Source organism: Verrucosispora sp. TAA-831, assembly GCF_050780145.1.
Lineage (GTDB): Bacteria > Actinomycetota > Actinomycetes > Mycobacteriales > Micromonosporaceae > Micromonospora.
Genome location: NZ_CP192240.1, coordinates 3854138 through 3872214, shown reverse-complemented (window position 1 = coordinate 3872214; position 18077 = coordinate 3854138). Strand labels below are relative to the sequence as shown.

Here is an 18077-nt window from a genome sequence, read left to right as displayed (position 1 = left end):
GACGGGCGCGGCGAACCGACCGGTTCGCCGCGCCCGTCACGCTGCTCAGTCGGCGACCGGTTGCAGGTGCCGACGCGCCTGCTCCAGCGTGCGACGACTGTTGGTGCCCAGCGAGCGGCGGACCAGGTCCCGGGCGTCGGCGAGGGTCGCCGATTCGCCGAGCAACGCGCCGACCCGGTCCGGGCGCAGCACCACCGTGTGCTGCGACGTGGCGACCACGCCGTCCCGCTCGGGGCGCAGCGTCCAGGTGCCGGTGTGCGCCGCGAGCAGCGGCGGCAGCACCGTCTGCTTGTAGACGATCCGGTCGGCGGGGAAGCAGACCCGCACCGACCTGGTGGTGTGCACGCTGTCGTCCGGCGCGACCGTGTCCATCTCCAGGATCTGCACGCCGGGCTCGTCCTCGGTCAGCTCCACCCGGGCCACGTGCGGCAGCCGTTCCCGCCACCGGTCGGCGTGGTACAGGAAGTCGTACACGTCCTGGGCCGGAGCGGCCACGAACACCTCGTCGGCGAAGGAGAGCAGCGTGCCGTCCTCGGCGGACTCCGCCGCCGCGCGTAGCGCCGCCAGCTCGGCGGTGCTGTTGTGCTCGACGGCCCGCGCCACCCACTCGGCGGCCTCGGGGTCGTCGTCCACCACGGAGTAGTCGTGCAGCAGGACGACCCGGGTGCCGCCGTCGATCGGTTCGAGTCGCCATTCGCCACCCATCGAGGCCACCGGCGCTGCCGACACCTCCTGCCGGAAGGCGATCCGGCCCTGCGCCGGTGTCAGCGTACGGCGGGAGACCCAGGAGCGGACCACGCCGTTGGCGGTGGCCCACAGCCGGAGGCGTTCGCGGTGCTGCGGCCCGTCGGCCGCCCGCTCGATCAGGTCCACGTGGACCGTGGGAGCGAACGTGTACGGCCAGCGGGTGACGTCGGCGATGATCGGGTACACCGCGTCGACGGGTGCGCTCACGTCGACGGTGTGGCGTGTGGTGTGGACGGTGGGATCGGGCACGGGGGACCTCCTGCCGGCTCGGTCGGGATACCCGCCGAGCCTCCCGCGCGCCGATCGACGTCCGGTCCAGCACCGTTGGAGGAGCTACCGCACCCGCCGTCCGGCGCGCAGGACGGCGGCGACGCGCCGCAGCGCACCGGGCTCGACGGTCGGGTCCCCGTGCACCGCGAGCAGGTCGGCGTCGTACCCCGGTGCGATCCGGCCGATCCGGTCGGCGAGTCCGCAGACCTGCGCGGCCCCGGAGGTCACCGCCCGCAGCGCGGCCGTGGGCGGGACGCCGAGACCCACCATCGCCTCGACCCCGTACGCCAGCGAACCGTGCGGCTTGCCCGGACCGCAACCGGCGTCGCTGGCGCAGGCGACGGGTACGCCACAACCGGCCACCCGGCGCAGGGCCGCGTGCACCGCCGCCCGGCGCGGGTCACCGCCGCCACCGCCGCCACCGCCGCCACCGCCGCCACCGCCGCCACCGGGTCCGGCGGTGCCGAGGGTGAGCGTGATCCGGGTCCCGGCCGCCGCCATCCGGGCCAGCAGCGGCGGCTCCGCGCGCACGCCGTCGGCGGTGACGAAGGTGCAGTGCTCGATGCCGTCGAATCCGGCCGTGACCGCGGCGGCGATGCCGTCGGCGGCATGACAGTGTCCGGTGACCGGCAGCCCGTACCGGTGCGCCTCCCGCACGATCGCGGCCAACTCCACCGGCCCGAACTGCATCTCGTGCGGCAGCGAACCGGGGGTGAGCTGGCCGCCGGTCACCACGACCTTCACCACGTCGACCCCGCGTTCGGCCCGCTGGCGCACCGCGGCCCGGATCGCGTCGACGCCGTCGACCTCCCCACCGAGGAACCAGCAGTGCCCGCCGTACGACGTGATCGGTGGTCCGGCGACGAGCAGCCGGGGCCCCCGGTGCGGCGTGTCGGCGGTCTCGGCCCGGACCCGGAGCCCCAGGTAACCCCGGTCGCCGAGGTCGCGCGCGGTGGTGACACCGGCGTCGAGCGTCGCCGTGGCGGCGCTCCGCATCCGGGTCAGCAGCGTGTCGTCGTCGGCGACGGCGAGACTGCCCATGGTGTCCGGCGACGCGTCGAAGGCCAGGTGGACGTGGGCGTCGACGAGACCGGGCAGCAGGGTCGTGTCACCCAGGTCGACCAGCTCGACACCGGATGGCGGTGGGCCGTCCAGGACCGCTTCGATCACGCCGCCGGAGAGCACCACGGTGGGCCGCGCCATCGGCACCGGGTGGACCCCGTCGAACAGTCGCCGTGTCCGTAGCGCGAGCATGTGCCCCCTCCGGGTGCCGCCGTCGTTGCCGGGGCAGCGTGTCAGCTCGCGCTAGAGGTTCGCCGGAGCCCGGCGCTGACCTGCCGGACGTGCGCCTGTAGACGCACCGAGGCGGCGGCGCGGGCCGCGCCGGCCGCCTGCCGGACGTTCTCGCGTGCCTCCCGGTGGTGGCCGCGTCGCTGGGCCAGCACGGCCAGCCCGATCAGCGCCTCGCATCGGGCCTGCGGGTGGCCGACGCGCTCGGCCTCGCGCAACGCTCTCCGGTACTCCGGCTCCGCCAGATCCGCCCGGCCCTCGTCCTGGTGCAACGCGGCGCGCAGGTTACGGGTGTTGACCAGCAGCGCCACGTACCCGCCCTCCTCGGCGAAGGCCATCGCCCGGCCGACGTGCCGGTGCGCCCGGTCCCGGTGCCCGGTGGCCCGACCGACCCGGGCCAGGCCGTAGGAGGCGAGCGCCACGGAGTGCGCCGACCGGGCGCACCGCCCGAGCCGCAACGCCTCCCGCAGCCACCGGACCGCCTCCCGGTGCGCGCCCAGGTCACCGCAGACCGTGCCGAGCCGGGCCAGGATCTCCGGCTGGGCCGAGCAGGAGCCGATGCGCTCGCCGATGCGCGCCGCCGTCATCAGGTGTCGGCGGGCCATCCGCAGGTCACCGCGCCCGTGGTGGGCCATCCCGAGATACAGCAGGCAGCGCGCCTGCGCCTGGCGCAGGCCGAGTCGCCGACACAGCCGCAGGCCACGGTGCAGCAGACGGATGGCCTCGTCGAACCGTTTCCGGGGGCGCTGGAGCCGATGCATGGCCAGCGCGGTGACCGCGACGATCTCCAGCGGGGCCGGCCCGTGTCGGTGCAACCGGTCGCGGGCGTACCGCAGGTGCGGCTCGGCGGCGGCCAGGTCGTGCAGGCCCTGCAACGCCAGGCCGAGGTTGAGCCGGGCGATCGCGGCGTGCACCGGCTCGCGGGCCGGATCGGTCGCGTCGACAGCGGCCTCGGCGGCCAGCCGCCAGTCGGCGTGGTGCCGGTCGGCTCCGCACGGACCGCGCAGCGCGTCGGTCAGCCGGACCGCCAGCGGCACCAGACCCGTCGACGCGGCGTGCACCGCGACCGCGACCAGGTTGCGCCGTTCCCGGGCCAGCCAACCACGGGCCGCCCGGCGCCCGTCGAACGTCGACGTCCGATGGGTGGTGGGCAGCCGCACCACGTCCGGGTGGCACAGCCGCACCGCCTCGTCGGCCGTGCGCAGATACCACTCGCCCAACCGGCGCAGCGCCGCCCGACGGTAGGCGGGTGCGTCCTCGGCGCGTCCCCGCTCGGCGGCGTAGCGCGCCATCAGGCTGTGCAGCCGGACCGCCCCGTCGCGGCCCTGCTCGACGAGTTGGGCGCGGACCAGTTCGTCCAACCCCTGCGCCGCGGTGGCGACCGGCAGACCGGCCAGCTCCGCGACGGTCTCGGCGCGGTGCGACACTCCCGGCACGAGCGCCAGCAGCCGGAAGATCCGCCGGGTACGCGCCGGCAGCGCGGTGTACGCGAGGTGGAACGCGGTCCGTACCGCCGCGCGCCGGCTGCCGGGCAGACTCAGCGCGTCGAGCGGATTGGCCCCGAGCAGCTCGACGAACTCGCCGATGCCCTGGGTCGGATGGGTGGCGAGGTGGGCCCCGGCGATCCGTAGCGCCAACGGCAGCCGGTCGCAGTGGACGACGAGCGCGTCCAGCGCGGCGCGTTCCCGCGTCACCCGGTCCGCACCGATCATGACGGTCAACAGTGCCGTCGCCTCGGCGGGGGAGAGCACGTCGAGGGCGACGACCCGGACGCCGGGACATGCGACGAGCGCCTCCGGCCGGCCGCGGTGCGTGACGAGGACCGCGCAGTCGGCGGCGAGCGGGAACAGGCCGCGCAGCGCCGAGGCGTCGTGCAGGTCGTCGATGACGATGAGGACACGGCGGCCGGCGAGGCGGCGCTGCAACGCGCGGGCAGCGGCGGCGGGGGTGGTCGGTGGACGGTCCTCCCCGGCGGCAGTCAGCAACTCGGCGAGGAGCTGCGACCAGTCACGGCCGGCGCCGTCGGCCTCGCTGGCGTGCACGTACCACTGGCCGTCGGGGAACCGGTCCCGCAGCCGGTGTGCGGTCCGGACCGCCAGCGCCGACTTGCCGACGCCGGGCGCTCCGGTCAGGCAGACCACCGGTGGCCCGTCCGCAGTCGACCGCAACGCCGCGTGCAGATCCGCCAGGAGGTCGGCCCGACCGGCGAAGTCGGCGACGTCCGGCGGCAGTTGGCACTGTGCCCGCCAGCCGGTGCGGGCGGCCCCCACGGGCGGGTCCGCCAAGGCGCGCGGCGTCCGGGTTCGCGCGGTGTCGCCGGTCTCGGCGAGCAGTCGGCGGTAGCGCTGCCGCAGCTCCAGGCCGGGCGTCGCGCCGAACTCCTCGCGCAGCCGGTCCCGAGCCCGGTGGTACGCGGCGAGCGCGGCGGCCCGGTCACCGCTGCCCGCGAGCGCCTCCATGAGCTGCGCCCACAGGCGCTCCCGCTGTGGATGGGCGACCACGGCGGTACGCAGTTCCCCGACGACCTCGGCGTGCCGGCCGAGGGCCAGTTCGAGCTCGAAGCGCCGTTCCGTCAGGTGCAGGAGGTCCGCCACCAGGCCGGTGACCACCTCCTGCCGGATCCGCACCGACGGCACCAGCGCCAGCGGTTCCCCGCGCCACTCCGCCAGTGCCTGCCGTACCCAGTGCACCTCGACGTCCGGACGTCCGACGCGTCGGGCCTCCCGGGCCCGGATCGCCGCCTCGCGGTAGCGGTGCAGGTCCAGGGACCCCGGCGGCACGACGATGCGGTAGGCCCCAGGTCGTGCCTCGATCGGCGCGGGGACGTCGGGGCGGATCTCGGCGAACAGCGACCGCAGCCGGGAGAGGTGCACGTGGAGAGCGGCGCGGGGATTCTCCGGCGGCCGGTCGTGCCAGGCCGCGCCGACCAGTTGCGGCGCGCCGACCCAGGTGTTCGCCCGCAGCAGCAGGGTCGCGAGGAGGACACGTTGCTTCGGGGCGGTCACCGGCACCGGGCGGCCGGAGAGCGTCGCGACCAGAGGTCCCAGGACCCGGTAGTCGTCGTCGGTATGCCCGATGCCGGCTGTCGCGCTCACGCGGCCTCCTGGACGGTGGGCCTCTTACCGTCGCGGCTCGGTGTTTCCGGACGGGAAATGCGTGCCGGTCACATCTGTCATGTGGGTTGCAGGGTGGCGAGCGCCGACCGTCGGGGCACATCGCGTGGACGCAGACCGCACGCCTGGGCCAACAGCGCGTACGAGCGCACCCGCGCCCGGTGATCGTGGATCGTGGACAGGACGACGAACTCGTCCACGCCCACCGCCTCGCTCATCGCGGTGAGCTGTCGCGCCACCTCGTCGGGGGAGTCGACCAGGTAGCGCGGCCACTCGGTGCGCTCGGTCAGCAGATCCTCGCCGAGACCGGGCAACTGGGCGAGCGCCACCTCGGCGGGCGGCACCGGACGCAGGTCGCCACGGGACATCCGGTGCCGGAACAGGCGCTGGCTGGCGAAGACGTGCTCCGCCTCCGCGCGCGTCGGCGCACAGTAGACACCGATGCCGACCATGACCCGAGGGGTGCCACCGGTTCGCGGGTCGAAATGCCGCCGGTAGGTCTGCACCGCCTCGGTGACCAGCTCCGGGCGGCCGAAGTGCGCGAACGAGTACGGCAGCCCGAGTCGACCGGCCAGGGCCGCGCTCGGTGGACTGGCGCCGAGCAGCCACACCTGGGGCGTGTCGTCCACCGACGGCATGATGCCGCCCTGGTCGCCGGCAGCGCCCAGGAAGGCCCGCACCGCGTCGACCTGCTCGCCGAAGGCGGCGTCGGAGGAGGTGTAGAGGTGCGGGTTGAGCAGCCGGGCGTCACGGGAACTTGCTCCGGCGCCCCGCCCGATGCCGAGGTCGACCCGGCCCGGCGCGAGAGCCTGGAGCACCCGGAAGGTCTCGGCGACCTTGAACGGGCTGTAGTACGGCAGCAGCACCCCGCCGCTGCCGATGCGGATCCCGCTCGTCTCGCCGCTGAGCCGAGCCACCATGACCTCGGGCGCGGGGCTCGCGAACGACGGCGTGGCGTGGTGCTCGGCGAGCCAGTAGCGGTGATAGCCGAGTGCGTCGGCCGCGCGGGCCAGGTCGAGAGTGTGGTGCAGGGCCTGGGTCGGGGTGGACCCCTCCGGGATCATCGACTGGTCGAGGATCGACAGATGCACGGGTGCTCCCTGCGGGTCAGGCGTCGGCGGGTAGGCCGACGGGGCGGGTGAGCCGCGCGACGACGGAGGCCAGGCGCTCGTCGAAGGCGGCGGCGTCCAGTGCGGTGGCCAGCTCCGACCGGCACGCCTGTGCGGCCTGGTCGTGCCGTTCCAGGCCGGACTCGGTGATCTGGCAGTAGACCCCACGGCGGTCGTGTGCGCAGCTCACCCGGGCCGCGAGCTGCTTGGCGGTGAGGCGGGTGACCAGGCGGCTCATCGAGGACTGGTCGAGGGCGACCGCGTCGCTGAGGTCCTGGATGCGCATGCCCCGGGGGTTGCCCCGGGTCAGTTCGTCGAGCACGAGCAGCTCGGTGAGGGTCAGGTCGAAGTCGCGGGTGAGTCGCCGGTCCAGCGTCTGCCCGAGTCGGCCGGTGAGGACGGTCAGTTGCCGCCACAGGGCGAGCAGGTCGGGCTGTCCGTCGCGTCGCTCCGCCATCGCGCCCCCTTCGTCTGCTGACGCCCTACCCTACATGTCGCTGCTCATTCAATGTAACAGCATCTTTTATTCGTGCCTTCCGGCAAGTTCGAACAGGGAAACAGGCGTGCGGGACGACGTGGTGCGCCAGAATATGTGTGCACATGCATGTAGTATCCCAGCGTCAATCCCCGATCACCCGGCTCGGAGGTCCACATCATGTCCAGCGACACGCCGTCCCTGGCGGCAACCGACGGGGCCGCATCGCGGCGGGCACCCGACGACGCACCAGATCCCACCGGCCCGGCCGTCGACGACCGCCTCGATCCGGCGTTCCTCAAGATGGCCGGCGTCCTGCTGCTGGCCCTGCTCATGGCGCTGCTCGACGAGACGATCGTCAACGTCGCGGTGCCCCGCCTGACCGCCGTCTTCGACGCGCCCCTGTCGACCATCCAGTGGGTCACCGCGGTCTACCTGCTCGCCGTCGCGATGGCCACCCCGGTCGCCGGATGGGGGGTGGACCGGTTCGGCGGCCGACGGGTGTGGATCTTCGCCGTCGTGCTGTTCACCCTCGGCTCGCTGCTGTCCGGCCTGGCCTGGTCCGCCGAGAGCCTGATCGCGTTCCGCGTGGTCCAGGGCCTCGGCGGCGGCATGATCTTCCCGGTCGTGCAGGCGCTGATCGCCCGGGCCGCCGGCCCCGCCCGGGTCACCAAGGCGATGGGCCTCATCTCGATCCCGCTCACCGTCGGCCCGGTGCTCGGCCCGATCCTCGGCGGCTTCTTCGTCGACGACATCAGTTGGCGGTGGATGTTCTTCATCAACCTGCCGGTCGGCGTGGTCGCGCTGGTGCTCGCGCTGCGCGTACTGCCCGCCGACGGTCCCACCGGGGACGCCGCGGCACCGAAGCTCGACCTGCTCGGCCTGGCCCTGCTCTCGCCCGGGTTCGCCGCGCTGATCTACGGCCTCGTCACCGCCGCGCACCGTGGTGACTTCGGCGACGGGCGGGCGGTCACCGCCTTCGTGGTCGGCGCGGCCCTGCTCGTGGCGTACGTGCTGCACTCCCTGCGCACCGCCGCGCCGCTGATCGACGTACGGCTGTTCCAGAAGCGCGGGTTCACCATGTCGGTGGTCACCATGCTGCTCGTCGGCGCGGTCGCCAACGCGCTGCTCTTCCTCACGCCGCTCTACTACCAGCAGGCACGCGGGTTCGGGGCACTGCACGCCGGCCTGCTGATGGTCCCCTCCGGCATCCTCGGTGCGGCCGGCGCCATCGCCGTCGGCAAGGCCGGTGCCCGCCTCACCGCGCGGGCCACCGCACCGATCGGCATGCTGCTCGCCGCACTCGCCGCCGTGGTGCTCTCCGGAGTCGGCCCCGACACCTCGCAGACGGTGACCGCAATCGCGTTCGGTGTCGGCGGGTTCGGCATCGGGTTCACGGTGCCGGGCGTGATGGCGTTCATGTACCTCGCCGTCGGTGCCGCCGACGCGCCCCGGGCCACCAGCGCGCTGTTCATCCTCAACCAGATCGGCGGGTCGCTGGGCATCGCCGTGGTGGCGGTGGCCCTCCAGGACCGTCTCGCCGCCGCCGGCACCTTCGCACCCGACGCGTACGGCCGGACGTACTGGTTCGTGGTCGGGTTCGCGCTCGTGGCCGGACTGGCCGCCGCGTTCGTGCCCGGACCGCTGCGCGCGCCACGACAACCCGCGTGACGCTGGGGGCGTCCTCGACCCGGCCGCGAGTGCCCGCGGCTAGAACCGGCGGTGGCGGCACCGCGCCGCCGGTCGACGGAAGGGGAGCCCCCGCATGCGCGTCATCCGTTACTCCGAGCACGGCGGTCCCGAGGTGCTGACCGTCGACAAGGTGCCGGTGCCGGAGCCCGGCGAGGGTCAGTTGCGCGTCCAGGTCGAGGCCGTGGGCGTCAACTTCATCGAGACCCAGCTACGCTCCGGCACCGCGCCGTTCCCGTCCCCGGTGCCCAGTGCCCCGCGCGGGGACGTGGTGGGCCGGGTGGAGGCGGTCGGACCGGGCGAGCACCGCTTCGCGGTCGGTGACCGGCTGGCCGCCTGGGGCGTGGCCGACGCGTACGCCGACCGGGTCCTCGTCACCGACGGGCAGGCCGTCGCCGTACCCGACGACGTGTCGGCACCGGTCGCCACCGCGCTCGCCTCGACCGCCCAGGTCGCCGCGAACGTGCTCAGCGTCGGCCGGCTCGCCCCCGGTGAGTCGGTGCTCGTGCACGCCGCCGCCGGGGCGATCGGACATCTGGTGACCCAGTTGGCGAAGCTGCGCGGCGCCGGGACCGTGATCGGCACCGTCGGCTCGCCGGAGAAGGCGGCGTTCGTCCGCGAGCACGGTGCCGACGTCGTGGTCGACTACACCGCACCCGACTGGTCCGAACAGGTGCGGGCGGCGACCGGCGGCGCCGGGGTGGACGTGGTCCTGGACAGCGTCGAAGGGCCGGTCTTCGCGCCCAGCCTCGCGCTGCTGAAGCCGCTCGGCCGCCTGGTCTACTACGGATTCGCGGGTGCCGACGGCGACGTGGCGCGGGTCGCCCTGACCGACCTGCTCGGTCTCAAGAGCATCGTGGGCACCGCGTTCGACGCCTGGCTCGCCGCCGCGCCCGAGGAGGCGCGACGCAATCAGCGGGAACTGACCGAACTGGTCCGCGACGGTCGGCTGCGGGTGGCGGTGCACGCCGTCCTGCCCCTGGAGGAGGCGGCGCAGGCCCACCGGCTCATCGAGGACCGCCGCCAGCTCGGCCGCGTGGTGCTGGTCCCGTGACCGCCGCCGAACACCGGCCGCTGCTGGTGGTCGGTGCCGGCCCGGCGGGCCTGAGCACCGCCATCTTCGCCGGCCTGCACGGGGTGCGCCCGCTGGTCGTGGAGCGCCGGGCCGGTACGTCGACCGGGGTCAAGGCCACCGGCCAGTATCCGCACACCATGGAGGCGTTGCGGGTGGCCGGTCTGGTGGACCGGATCCGCGACCTGAGCCGTCCGGACCGCACCGAGTTCTCCATGGTGCTCGCGCCCCGGCTGGGCGGGCCGGTCACCCGGACGCTGGTCAGCGGCCGAGAGCTGACCATGCGACACGTGTCGCCCGAGGACTGGGGGACGGCCAGCCAGTCCGGTGCGGAGGCGGCCCTCGCCGAGCGGGCCCGAGGGCTCGGCGCCGAGGTGCGCTTCGGCACCCGGCTGCTCGGGTTCGCGCAGGACGAGGACGGTGTCACCGCGTTCCTGGAGGACACCGAGACCGGTACGCGCCACCGGGTGCGGGCGTCGTACCTGGTCGCGGCCGACGGGTGGCGCAGTCCGGTGCGGGAGTCGCTCGGCGTACCCCTGCGGGGGCGGGGCGTGGTGGGGCAGGTCCTGCGGGTGCTGTTCAAGGCCGACCTCAGCGAGCCGCTGGCGCACACGCCCGGTGCCGCCGACGGCTCCCGGTTCGCGGCCTTCCACGTCGACCGGGCGGTGCTGTTCAACACCGAGATCCCCGGCCTGTACGGCTACTTCCGCAACCTCACCCCGGAGCTGCCGGAGGGCTGGCACCGGTCCCGGGAGGCGATCGCCCGACAGATCACCGTCGACCTGGGACTCGACCCGGACCTCCCGATGGACATCACCGAGTACGGCGAGACCTCGATCGCCTGCGCGGTCGCCGAGCGGTTCCAGGTGGACCGGGTGCTGCTGGCCGGCGACGCCGCCCACGTGATGCCGCCGACCGGTGGGCTGGGCGGCAACACGGCGATCATGGACGGGTGGTACCTGGGCTGGCGGCTCGCCGCGGTGATCCAGGGCTGGGCGGGGCCCGACCTGTTGTCGACGTACCAGGCCGAGCGGGGGCCGTACGCCCGGCTGCTCGTCGAGCAGCAGTTCGCCAACCTGGTCGAACGGATCGCACCGGAGCTGCGCGACGACGAGGTGCCCGCCCCGCTGCCACCGGCCGTGCTCACCTTCGGCTACCGGTACCCGGCCGGTGCGGTCCTGCTCGAACCCGGCGACGACGGCGCGCTCGTGGAGGACCCGACCACGGCCACCGGCCGACCCGGATCGCGGGCGCCCTTCCTGCCGCTCACCGGCCCCGACGGCACCGACACCTCCACGACGGCGTTGTTCGGCACGGGGTTCGTGCTGCTGACCGGGTCGGCGGGGGCGGCCTGGGCGGAACCGGCCACGCGGGTCGCCGAGCGGCTCGGCGTGCCCCTGGTCGTGCACCCGATCGGTCCGACGGGGGAGTACGCCGACCGGGACGGCCAATTCGGCGCCCGCTACGGCATCGAGCCCGACGGCGCCACGCTGGTGCGGCCGGACCGGTTCGTGGCCTGGCGGTCGGTCGGTCCGCTGCCCGATCCCGAGACACGGCTGGAGCAGGTGCTACGGACCCTGTTGCGTCGATGAGACGCGTGCGGTGGCGGCCGGCGGCTCCCCGGTCCTGTGGTGTCGGGAGGCGTGCGGGTCGCCGCCCCACGCCTGCGGCGCGAACGGTCGGGCACCGCGCAGCGCCACCAGCTCCGGCACGATCGTGTCGCCGACGGTCAGCACCGCGCACCGGGAGGTGCCCGGCAGCAGGTCGTACACCTGCTCGGCGTCGCGGACGTCGTCCAGCACCAGCAGCACGCGCCGGTCGGCGAGCCGGGCCCGGTACGCGGTGACCAGTTCCCGGCGGCGCAGGGGCACCGCGTCGGCGGCCACGCCGGAGCGGCTCAGCAGCCCGGCGAGCACCTCGGCCGGGTCACGGGGCCGGCCGGCGGGGTCGGTCAGTCGTACGTACCACTGCCCGTCCGGGAACGCCGCGCGTAACCGTCGGGCCAGCGCCGCCACGTCTGCGGTGCGGTCCGGTCCGGGCGGACCGGCGAGACACACCAGGGGCAGCGCGGTGCCGGCGTCCCGGCCGGCCAGCGCGGCGGCGACGGCCGGCCAGCCGGATCCGCGCGGCTGCCGGTCGGCGTCGACCGGCGGCAGGTCGGTGTGGGTGTGCCAGCCGTCCCCGGCGATGCGTCGGTAAACCGCCTCCAGTTCCGGCCCGGGTGTCAGACCCAGTCGGGTCCGCAGCGTCGCGCGGGCCCGCTCGTAGGTGGCCAGGGCCGCCGCCCGGTCACCGGCGCGTTGCAGCGCGGTGACCAGCAGACACCACAGTCGCTCGCACACCGGGTACGCGACGACCAGGGCCCGCAGCTCCGTCACGAGTTCGCCGGGCGGTCGGGTGGCCAGCTCCAGTTCGTAGCGTCGTTCGAGCAGCCGTAACCGCTCCTCGACCAGTACCGGGGTGACCTCCTCGGCGAGCGAGGGAACCACCGCGAGGGAGGCCACTGTGGCCGGTCGCGCCGGATCCGCGTGCCACTGGGCCAACGCCGCCCGGACGTGGGCGAGTTCCCCGGCCGGATCGTCGCCGCGTCGGGCCTGCTCCGCCCGGCGGGCGGACGCGCGGAACCGGTGCAGGTCCACGGTCTCCGGTGGGGTGCGCAACGCGTAGCCCCCACCGAGGGACCGGACCCGGGGGCGGGGCGAGGTCACCGGTGCGCCGGGGCGGTCACCGAGCACCGCGCGCAGCCGGGCCACGTGCACGTGCAGCGCGGCGGCGGGTCGGGCCGGTGGGCGGTCGCCCCACAATCGCGGGTAGAGCTCGTCCAGTGGCACCTCCTCGTTGACCCGCATCAGCAGGGTCAGCAGGAGGGCCTGTTGCTTCGGGGCGCCGATCCGCACCGGTCGCCCGTCGATCGTGACCTGTAGCGGCCCGAGAATGCGAAAGTCGGTCACCGATGTCCCCCGTCGAGCGGCGGAATGCACGCACAGTGTCAGGGCGACTACCGTCGCCCGCCTCGGACATCGTGCTCGGGTCGGGCGGCACCGGCAACGCGAATCCCAGTGACGCCCATCTCACCGGCGACCCTCCACCAGGACTCCAGCACCCGCCGGTACGAAGGGCGGGAACCCGTCGTACCGGTGGAGGTCGATGTGAAAGCACTGGTCACGTCCGTGGACGAGCCCGACGGACTCCGACTGGAGTCGGTACCCGAGCCGCGTCCTGCGCCTGGCGAGGCGCTCGTCGAGGTGCACGCCGTCGCGGTGAACCGCGCGGACCTCCTGCTCGCCGCCCGGCAACCGCCCGGCGCCCGGCTCGGGCTGGACGTCGCCGGCACGGTGGTCCGCGCTGCCGAGGACGGCACCGGGCCACCGATCGGCACACCGGTCGCGGGCGTGGCGGCGTCGACCGGATGGGCGCAGCTCGCGGCCGTGCGGACCGATCGGCTCGCGGCGATACCGGCCGGGGTGGAACCGGCCGTCGCGGCGGCGGTGCCGGTAGCCGGTCTGACCGCCCTGTACGCGCTGCGGCGTGCCGGGTGGCTGCTGGGTCGCTCGGTGCTGGTGACCGGTGCCAGCGGTGGCGTCGGCGGCTTCGTGACGGACCTCGCGGCGGCCGGCGGCGCCGCCGTCCTCGGCTGGGTGGGCACCCCGGAACGGGGCCACCACCTGACCGAGCGGGGCCACCTGGTGCACGCCGGCTACGCGGCACCGCCGCAGGAGCCGGTGGACGTCGTCGTGGACAGCGTCGGCGGAACGGTGTTCCGGGAGGCGTTCGTGCGGTTGCGCCGGGGCGGGGTGGCGGTGGTGTTCGGCAACACCGTGCGCGCCGAGCTGGTCCTGCCGCCGGACTGGGGTCACGCCCGTGCCGGGGTACGCCTGGAGCACCTGTTCCTGCTCGACGAGCTGGAACGCCACCGGGCCGACGAGGACCTGGCGACGCTGTTCGGGCTCGTGGTGGACGGGCGGCTGCGTCCACACGTCGGGCTGCACGCGGACTGGACCGATGCCGCCACGGCGGTGCGGGCCCTGCTGGAGCGCCGGGTCACCGGCCGCGTCGTACTCACCCTGTGATCGACCGATCGAGGAGGACAACGGAGATGACGACACCGAGACGTACCGGCGCGGCGCTGGTGACCGGCGGTACGAGCGGGATCGGGCTGGCCGTGGTGGAGACGCTGGCCGAGCAGGGCTTCCCGGTCTACTTCTGTGCCCGCGACGCGGCACAGGTGGCCACGGTCGTCGACAAGCTGCGCGGGCGTGGCCTGGAGGTCGACGGCGTGGCGGCCGACGTGCGGTCCCCGGACGACGTGGTCCGGCTGGTCGCCGCCGCGGTGCAGCGGTTCGGGCCGGTGACGGTGCTGGTGAACAACGCCGGCCGCTCCGGTGGCGGGGTCACCGCCGAGCTGGACGACGCGCTCTGGGAGGACGTGCTCGCCACCAACCTCACCTCGGTGTTCCGGGTGACCCGCGAGGTGCTGCGCGCCGGTGGCATCCGGGAGGCCGGGTGGGGCCGCATCGTCAACATCGCCTCGACCGCCGGCAAGCAGGGCGTCGCGCTCGCGGCGCCGTACACCGCCTCCAAGCACGGGGTGGTCGGCTTCACCAAGGCGGTCGGCTTCGAGCTGGCCGGCACCGGCGTCACCGTCAACGCGGTGTGCCCCGGGTACGTGGAGACGCCGATGGCGGTCCGGGTACGCCAGGGGTACGCGGCACACTGGCAGACCACCGAGGACGCGGTGCGGCAGCGGTTCGAGGCGAAGATCCCGCTGGGCCGGTACTCGACGCCGGAGGAGGTCGCCGGGCTGGTCGGTTACCTGGTGACCGACACCGCCGCCTCGCTGACCGGGCAGGCGCTCAACGTCTGCGGCGGTCTCGGGAACTACTGACACGGGCCACGGCCGCCGGAGCGCGCTCCGGCGGCCGTGGACTCGGTGGATCAACCGGTGACGCGGTCGGCCTCGTACTGGAAGACCGGCTCGGTCAGGTGCGGTTCGCCCTTGATGATGCCGGTCAACCGGTCCAGCCGGGTCCGGAACTCCGGCTCGTGCAGCGCGGTGCGGAAGGACTCCTCGTCGGTCCACTCGGCGATGTTGTAGTACGTCGACGGATCCTTCTGCGACCGGCTCAGCACGTACCGGATCAGCCCCGGTCGGGTCTGCATGTACTCGGCCACGCTGGCGTAGTGGCGTTCGAGGTCCTCGGCGGCGCCGATCAGCGTGAGCTTGTTGACGAATACGACCATGAGGCGGTGTTCCCTTCCGTGTCGTCGATGCGGGGGTAGTCGAGATAGCCCCGGCGACCGCCCTGATAGAAGGTCGTCGGGTCCGGCGGGTTGAACGGGCCGCCGTCGGCCAGGCGGCGGGGCAGGTCGGGGTTGGCGAGGAACTGCTTGCCGAAGGCGAGCGCGTCGAAGCCGACGGCCAGCGCGTCCGCCACCGCGGCCCGGGTGGCCTCCGGACCGAGGTTGCCGGTGCCCGGGTTGAGCACCACCGCCCCGTCCCAACGGGCCCGGACGACCCGGGTCAGCTCGGGGTCGGAGCCGTGCACCAGGTGCAGGTACGCCAGGTCGAGCGGGCGCAGCGCCTGGAGCAGGGCGGGGTACACCTCGGCGGCGTCCGGCTCGGTCATGTCGTTGAGGCCGAACCCGGGCGACAGCCGCAGCCCGACCCGGTCCGCGCCGACCGCCGCGCCGACCGCCTCCGCCAACTCGACGGCGAAGCGCACCCGCCGGTGCGGTGCGCCGCCGTACTCGTCGGTGCGGCGGTTGGTGGCCGCCGACAGGAACTGGTGGACCAGGTAGCCGTTGGCGCCGTGCAGTTCCACGCCGTCGAATCCGGCGGCGACGGCCGTCTCGGCACACCGCACGACGTCCTCGATCGCGTCGGTGATGTCGGTCGGCGTCATCTCTCGCGGCTCGGGGTGCTCCTTCGGCCCGTCGAACGTGCGGGCCAGTCCGGCGGCCGGCACCGGCGACGGCGCCAGCGGCCGGTGACCGTACAGGGCCGGATGACCGATCCGTCCGGCGTGCATGATCTGGAGCACGATGCGGCCACCGGCGTCGTGGACGGCGCGGGCCACCGCCGTCCACGCCTGGGTCTGCGCGGGGGTGTGCCACTGCACGCTGTACGCGTGGCCCACCGCCCGGGGTGCCGGGTTGGTCGCCTCGCTGACGATGAGCCCGGCGTCGGCCCGCTGGGCGTAGTAGTCGGCCACGTACGGCAGGGGAGTCCCGTCCCGGGTGGCGCGGCCGCGGCCCATCGGGGCCATCACGATCCGACTGGGCAGCCGCAGGCGACCCAGTCGGACCGGATCGAAGAGCGTCGGCATCGGGGCAACCTCCTCGCTGGGTGGTGCCTGATGCTCGCCCGGGATTCTCAAGGGCCCGTGGAGCCTGGCTACAGATCAGGCCCGACCTCCGGCGGGCGAGGGCCTGGTGAACAGCCGTACGTACCAGTTGTGTGAACTTGTGTGAACACTTGCGCCGCACTTCATCAGCCGTTCGGCCGGGTCTGGGTGCCAATTTCGGGAGTTCCGCTGTGAACAAGGGTTGGGGTCTTGTTCACCTCCACCTAATCCGATAGAACACGAGTGGGTCCGCTGCGCGGCCCGTCCGCCTCGTAGTTCTAGGAGGACTACTTCATGGCACGTACACCTGGTGTGGGCCCCTCCTCGCCCGCCATCTCCCGACGCGGGGTGCTGCAACTGGGCGGCAGTTTCGCGCTCCTGCTCACCACGGGCGCCTGCGCCGCGAACAGCGGCTCGAACTCGGACGACTCGACGTCCGGCGGCCCGACCGCCAGCACGCTGCGGATCGCGGTGTCGAGCTACCTGTCGAGCTGGGATCAGGACTTCGTCGGCTTCGACCTGACCGCGCTGATGATGTTCAAGAACGTCTTCCCCTACATGATCGACTACGGCGTCACCACCGCGGGTGACAGCCAGATCCTCGACACCCAGAACATCACCCCGACCTTCGCCGAGTCCTTCGAGCCGGACGCCGAGCAGAAGGTGTGGACGTTGAAGCTGCGCCGGGGCGTCACGTTCGCCAGCGGCAACGAGATGACCGCGGCCGACGTGAAGTGGTCCAAGGACCGCGCCTTCGCCGCCCAGGCGAACGTGGCCGGCATCTACCGCACCATCGGTCTGACCGAAGCCGACCAGGTCAAGGTCGTCGACGACTACACCGTCGAGTTCCACCAGGCGTTCCCCAGCGCGCTGACCCGGCAGATCCAGGCGATCTCGCTGTACGTCTTCGACTCGGAGGAGGCCAAGAAGCACGCCACCGCCGACGACCCGTGGGCCAAGGAGTGGTTCGCCAAGAACGCCCCCACCGGCGGCTACTACAACGTCGCCAAGGCCACCCAGGGGCAGGAGATCGAGCTGGCGGCGAACACCGGCTACCCGGGCCCGGACGCCCCCAAGACGCCGACCATCCGGATCTCCGTGGTGCCCGCCGCCTCGAACCAGCGGCTGCAACTCCAGGCCGGTGACATCGACATCGCCCTCGGCGTCAGCCAGCGCGACATCGAGGACCTGCGCAGCACCGACGGGGTCAAGGTGATCTCGGCGGCCAGCAACCGCCAGGTCGCGATCCAGATGTCGGTCACCTCGGCGCCGTTCGACAACGTCGACGTCCGCAAGGCGTTGGCCTACGCGGTGCCGTACGAGCAGATCATCAACAACGTCTACGGCGGCGACGCCCGTGCCGCCAAGAGCCCGGTGCCGCTGGACATGCCCGGGTACGACGAGAGCGGCTACCCGTTCACCCACGACGTGGACCGGGCCCGTGCCGCGCTGAACGCCGCAGGCCGTGCCTCGGTCGAGTCGGAGCTGGTCTTCGAGGCCGACAACGAGGAGCAGCAGCGCATCGCGGTGCAGGTGCAGAGCGAGGCGGCGAAGGCCGGCATCAACCTCAAGCTGACCCCGCTGGACCCGGCCACCCTCGGCGAGCGGCGGACCCGCAAGAACATCCCGCTCCAGCTCACCTCCGGCCAGCTCTGGGTCAACGACGTCGAATACATGCTCGCCACGAGCTTCGTCAAGGGCGCGAACCTCAACTACTCGAACTACACCAACGCCGAGATCGAGCAGATCTACGAGCGGTCGCACACCACCGTCGACGAGGCCGACCGCAACGCGCTGTGGCGGCGGGTCCAGCAGATCCTCGCCGAGGACGTGCCGTGGGTGGTGATCTGTCAGCCCAACTTCAACCTCCCGGTGCGTGAGGCGGTGGCCGGCTGGGTGCAGCCGATGGACGGCCTCGCCCGGCTGCGCTACCTGACCAGGTCGGCCTAGGCGCGGCCGGCTCCCTTC

Annotated in this window: 14 protein-coding genes; 6 read left to right on the top strand and 8 right to left on the bottom strand. The window is 73.6% G+C overall.

The window, feature by feature from the left end; all coding sequences use genetic code 11:
• Positions 1–45: 45 nt before the first annotated feature.
• From ACQVFL_RS17350 to ACQVFL_RS17330, 5 genes are all read right to left on the bottom strand, one after another.
• The gene (locus ACQVFL_RS17350; protein ID WP_431727014.1) at positions 46–996 is read right to left on the bottom strand and encodes an aromatase/cyclase; all 951 of its coding nucleotides are present in this window, start codon (positions 994–996) and stop codon (positions 46–48) included.
• An 84-nt stretch (positions 997–1080) separates the two neighbouring features.
• Positions 1081–2271: an amidohydrolase family protein gene (locus tag ACQVFL_RS17345; protein ID WP_431727013.1), complete on the bottom strand. Its 1191-nt coding sequence runs from the start codon at positions 2269–2271 to the stop codon at positions 1081–1083.
• A gap of 41 nt (positions 2272–2312) precedes the next feature.
• A complete protein-coding gene (locus ACQVFL_RS17340) occupies positions 2313–5402 on the bottom strand; it encodes an AfsR/SARP family transcriptional regulator (RefSeq protein WP_431727012.1) in 3090 nt (1029 codons plus the stop codon).
• A gap of 77 nt (positions 5403–5479) precedes the next feature.
• Positions 5480–6511 (bottom strand): LLM class flavin-dependent oxidoreductase, encoded by a 1032-nt coding sequence (locus ACQVFL_RS17335; protein ID WP_431727011.1) that lies wholly within the window; start codon positions 6509–6511, stop codon positions 5480–5482.
• A 16-nt stretch (positions 6512–6527) separates the two neighbouring features.
• Complete coding sequence (locus ACQVFL_RS17330) at positions 6528–6986, bottom strand: MarR family winged helix-turn-helix transcriptional regulator (protein WP_396696669.1); 459 nt, start codon at positions 6984–6986, stop codon at positions 6528–6530.
• Positions 6987–7184: 198 nt separating this feature from the next.
• Between ACQVFL_RS17330 and ACQVFL_RS17325 the strand changes: the two genes are divergently transcribed.
• From ACQVFL_RS17325 to ACQVFL_RS17315, 3 genes are all read left to right on the top strand, one after another.
• Positions 7185–8675 carry a DHA2 family efflux MFS transporter permease subunit gene (locus ACQVFL_RS17325; RefSeq protein WP_396696671.1) on the top strand — a complete coding sequence of 497 codons (1491 nt, stop codon included), beginning with the start codon at positions 7185–7187 and terminating at the stop codon, positions 8673–8675.
• 94 nt (positions 8676–8769) lie between these two features.
• On the top strand, positions 8770–9747 hold the full coding sequence (locus tag ACQVFL_RS17320; RefSeq protein ID WP_431727010.1) for a quinone oxidoreductase family protein: 978 nt from the start codon (positions 8770–8772) through the stop codon (positions 9745–9747).
• Positions 9744–11357 carry an FAD-dependent oxidoreductase gene (locus tag ACQVFL_RS17315; RefSeq protein ID WP_431727009.1) on the top strand — a complete coding sequence of 538 codons (1614 nt, stop codon included), beginning with the start codon at positions 9744–9746 and terminating at the stop codon, positions 11355–11357. Before ACQVFL_RS17320 ends, ACQVFL_RS17315 begins: the two co-directional genes overlap by 4 nt.
• Here ACQVFL_RS17315 and ACQVFL_RS17310 read toward each other — a convergent pair.
• On the bottom strand, positions 11334–12716 hold the full coding sequence (locus tag ACQVFL_RS17310) for an AfsR/SARP family transcriptional regulator (RefSeq protein WP_431727008.1): 1383 nt from the start codon (positions 12714–12716) through the stop codon (positions 11334–11336). The two genes, ACQVFL_RS17315 and ACQVFL_RS17310, sit on opposite strands and share 24 nt — an antisense overlap.
• 198 nt (positions 12717–12914) lie before the next feature.
• Here ACQVFL_RS17310 and ACQVFL_RS17305 point away from each other — a divergent pair, with 198 nt between their 5' ends.
• A complete protein-coding gene (locus ACQVFL_RS17305) occupies positions 12915–13835 on the top strand; it encodes a zinc-binding dehydrogenase (RefSeq protein WP_431727007.1) in 921 nt (306 codons plus the stop codon).
• A gap of 26 nt (positions 13836–13861) precedes the next feature.
• Positions 13862–14650 (top strand): SDR family NAD(P)-dependent oxidoreductase, encoded by a 789-nt coding sequence (locus ACQVFL_RS17300; RefSeq protein ID WP_431727006.1) that lies wholly within the window; start codon positions 13862–13864, stop codon positions 14648–14650.
• A 50-nt stretch (positions 14651–14700) separates the two neighbouring features.
• Here the strand turns inward: ACQVFL_RS17300 and ACQVFL_RS17295 are convergent, their stop codons facing one another.
• Together ACQVFL_RS17295 and ACQVFL_RS17290 are read right to left on the bottom strand one after the other, a co-directional pair.
• On the bottom strand, positions 14701–15006 hold the full coding sequence (locus ACQVFL_RS17295) for an antibiotic biosynthesis monooxygenase family protein (RefSeq protein ID WP_131054866.1): 306 nt from the start codon (positions 15004–15006) through the stop codon (positions 14701–14703).
• Complete coding sequence (locus ACQVFL_RS17290) at positions 14976–16091, bottom strand: alkene reductase (RefSeq protein ID WP_396696682.1); 1116 nt, start codon at positions 16089–16091, stop codon at positions 14976–14978. Before ACQVFL_RS17290 ends, ACQVFL_RS17295 begins: the two co-directional genes overlap by 31 nt.
• Positions 16092–16403: 312 nt before the next feature.
• Here ACQVFL_RS17290 and ACQVFL_RS17285 point away from each other — a divergent pair, with 312 nt between their 5' ends.
• Complete coding sequence (locus ACQVFL_RS17285; RefSeq protein WP_431727005.1) at positions 16404–18059, top strand: ABC transporter substrate-binding protein; 1656 nt, start codon at positions 16404–16406, stop codon at positions 18057–18059.
• The last annotated feature ends 18 nt before the right edge of the window (positions 18060–18077 follow it).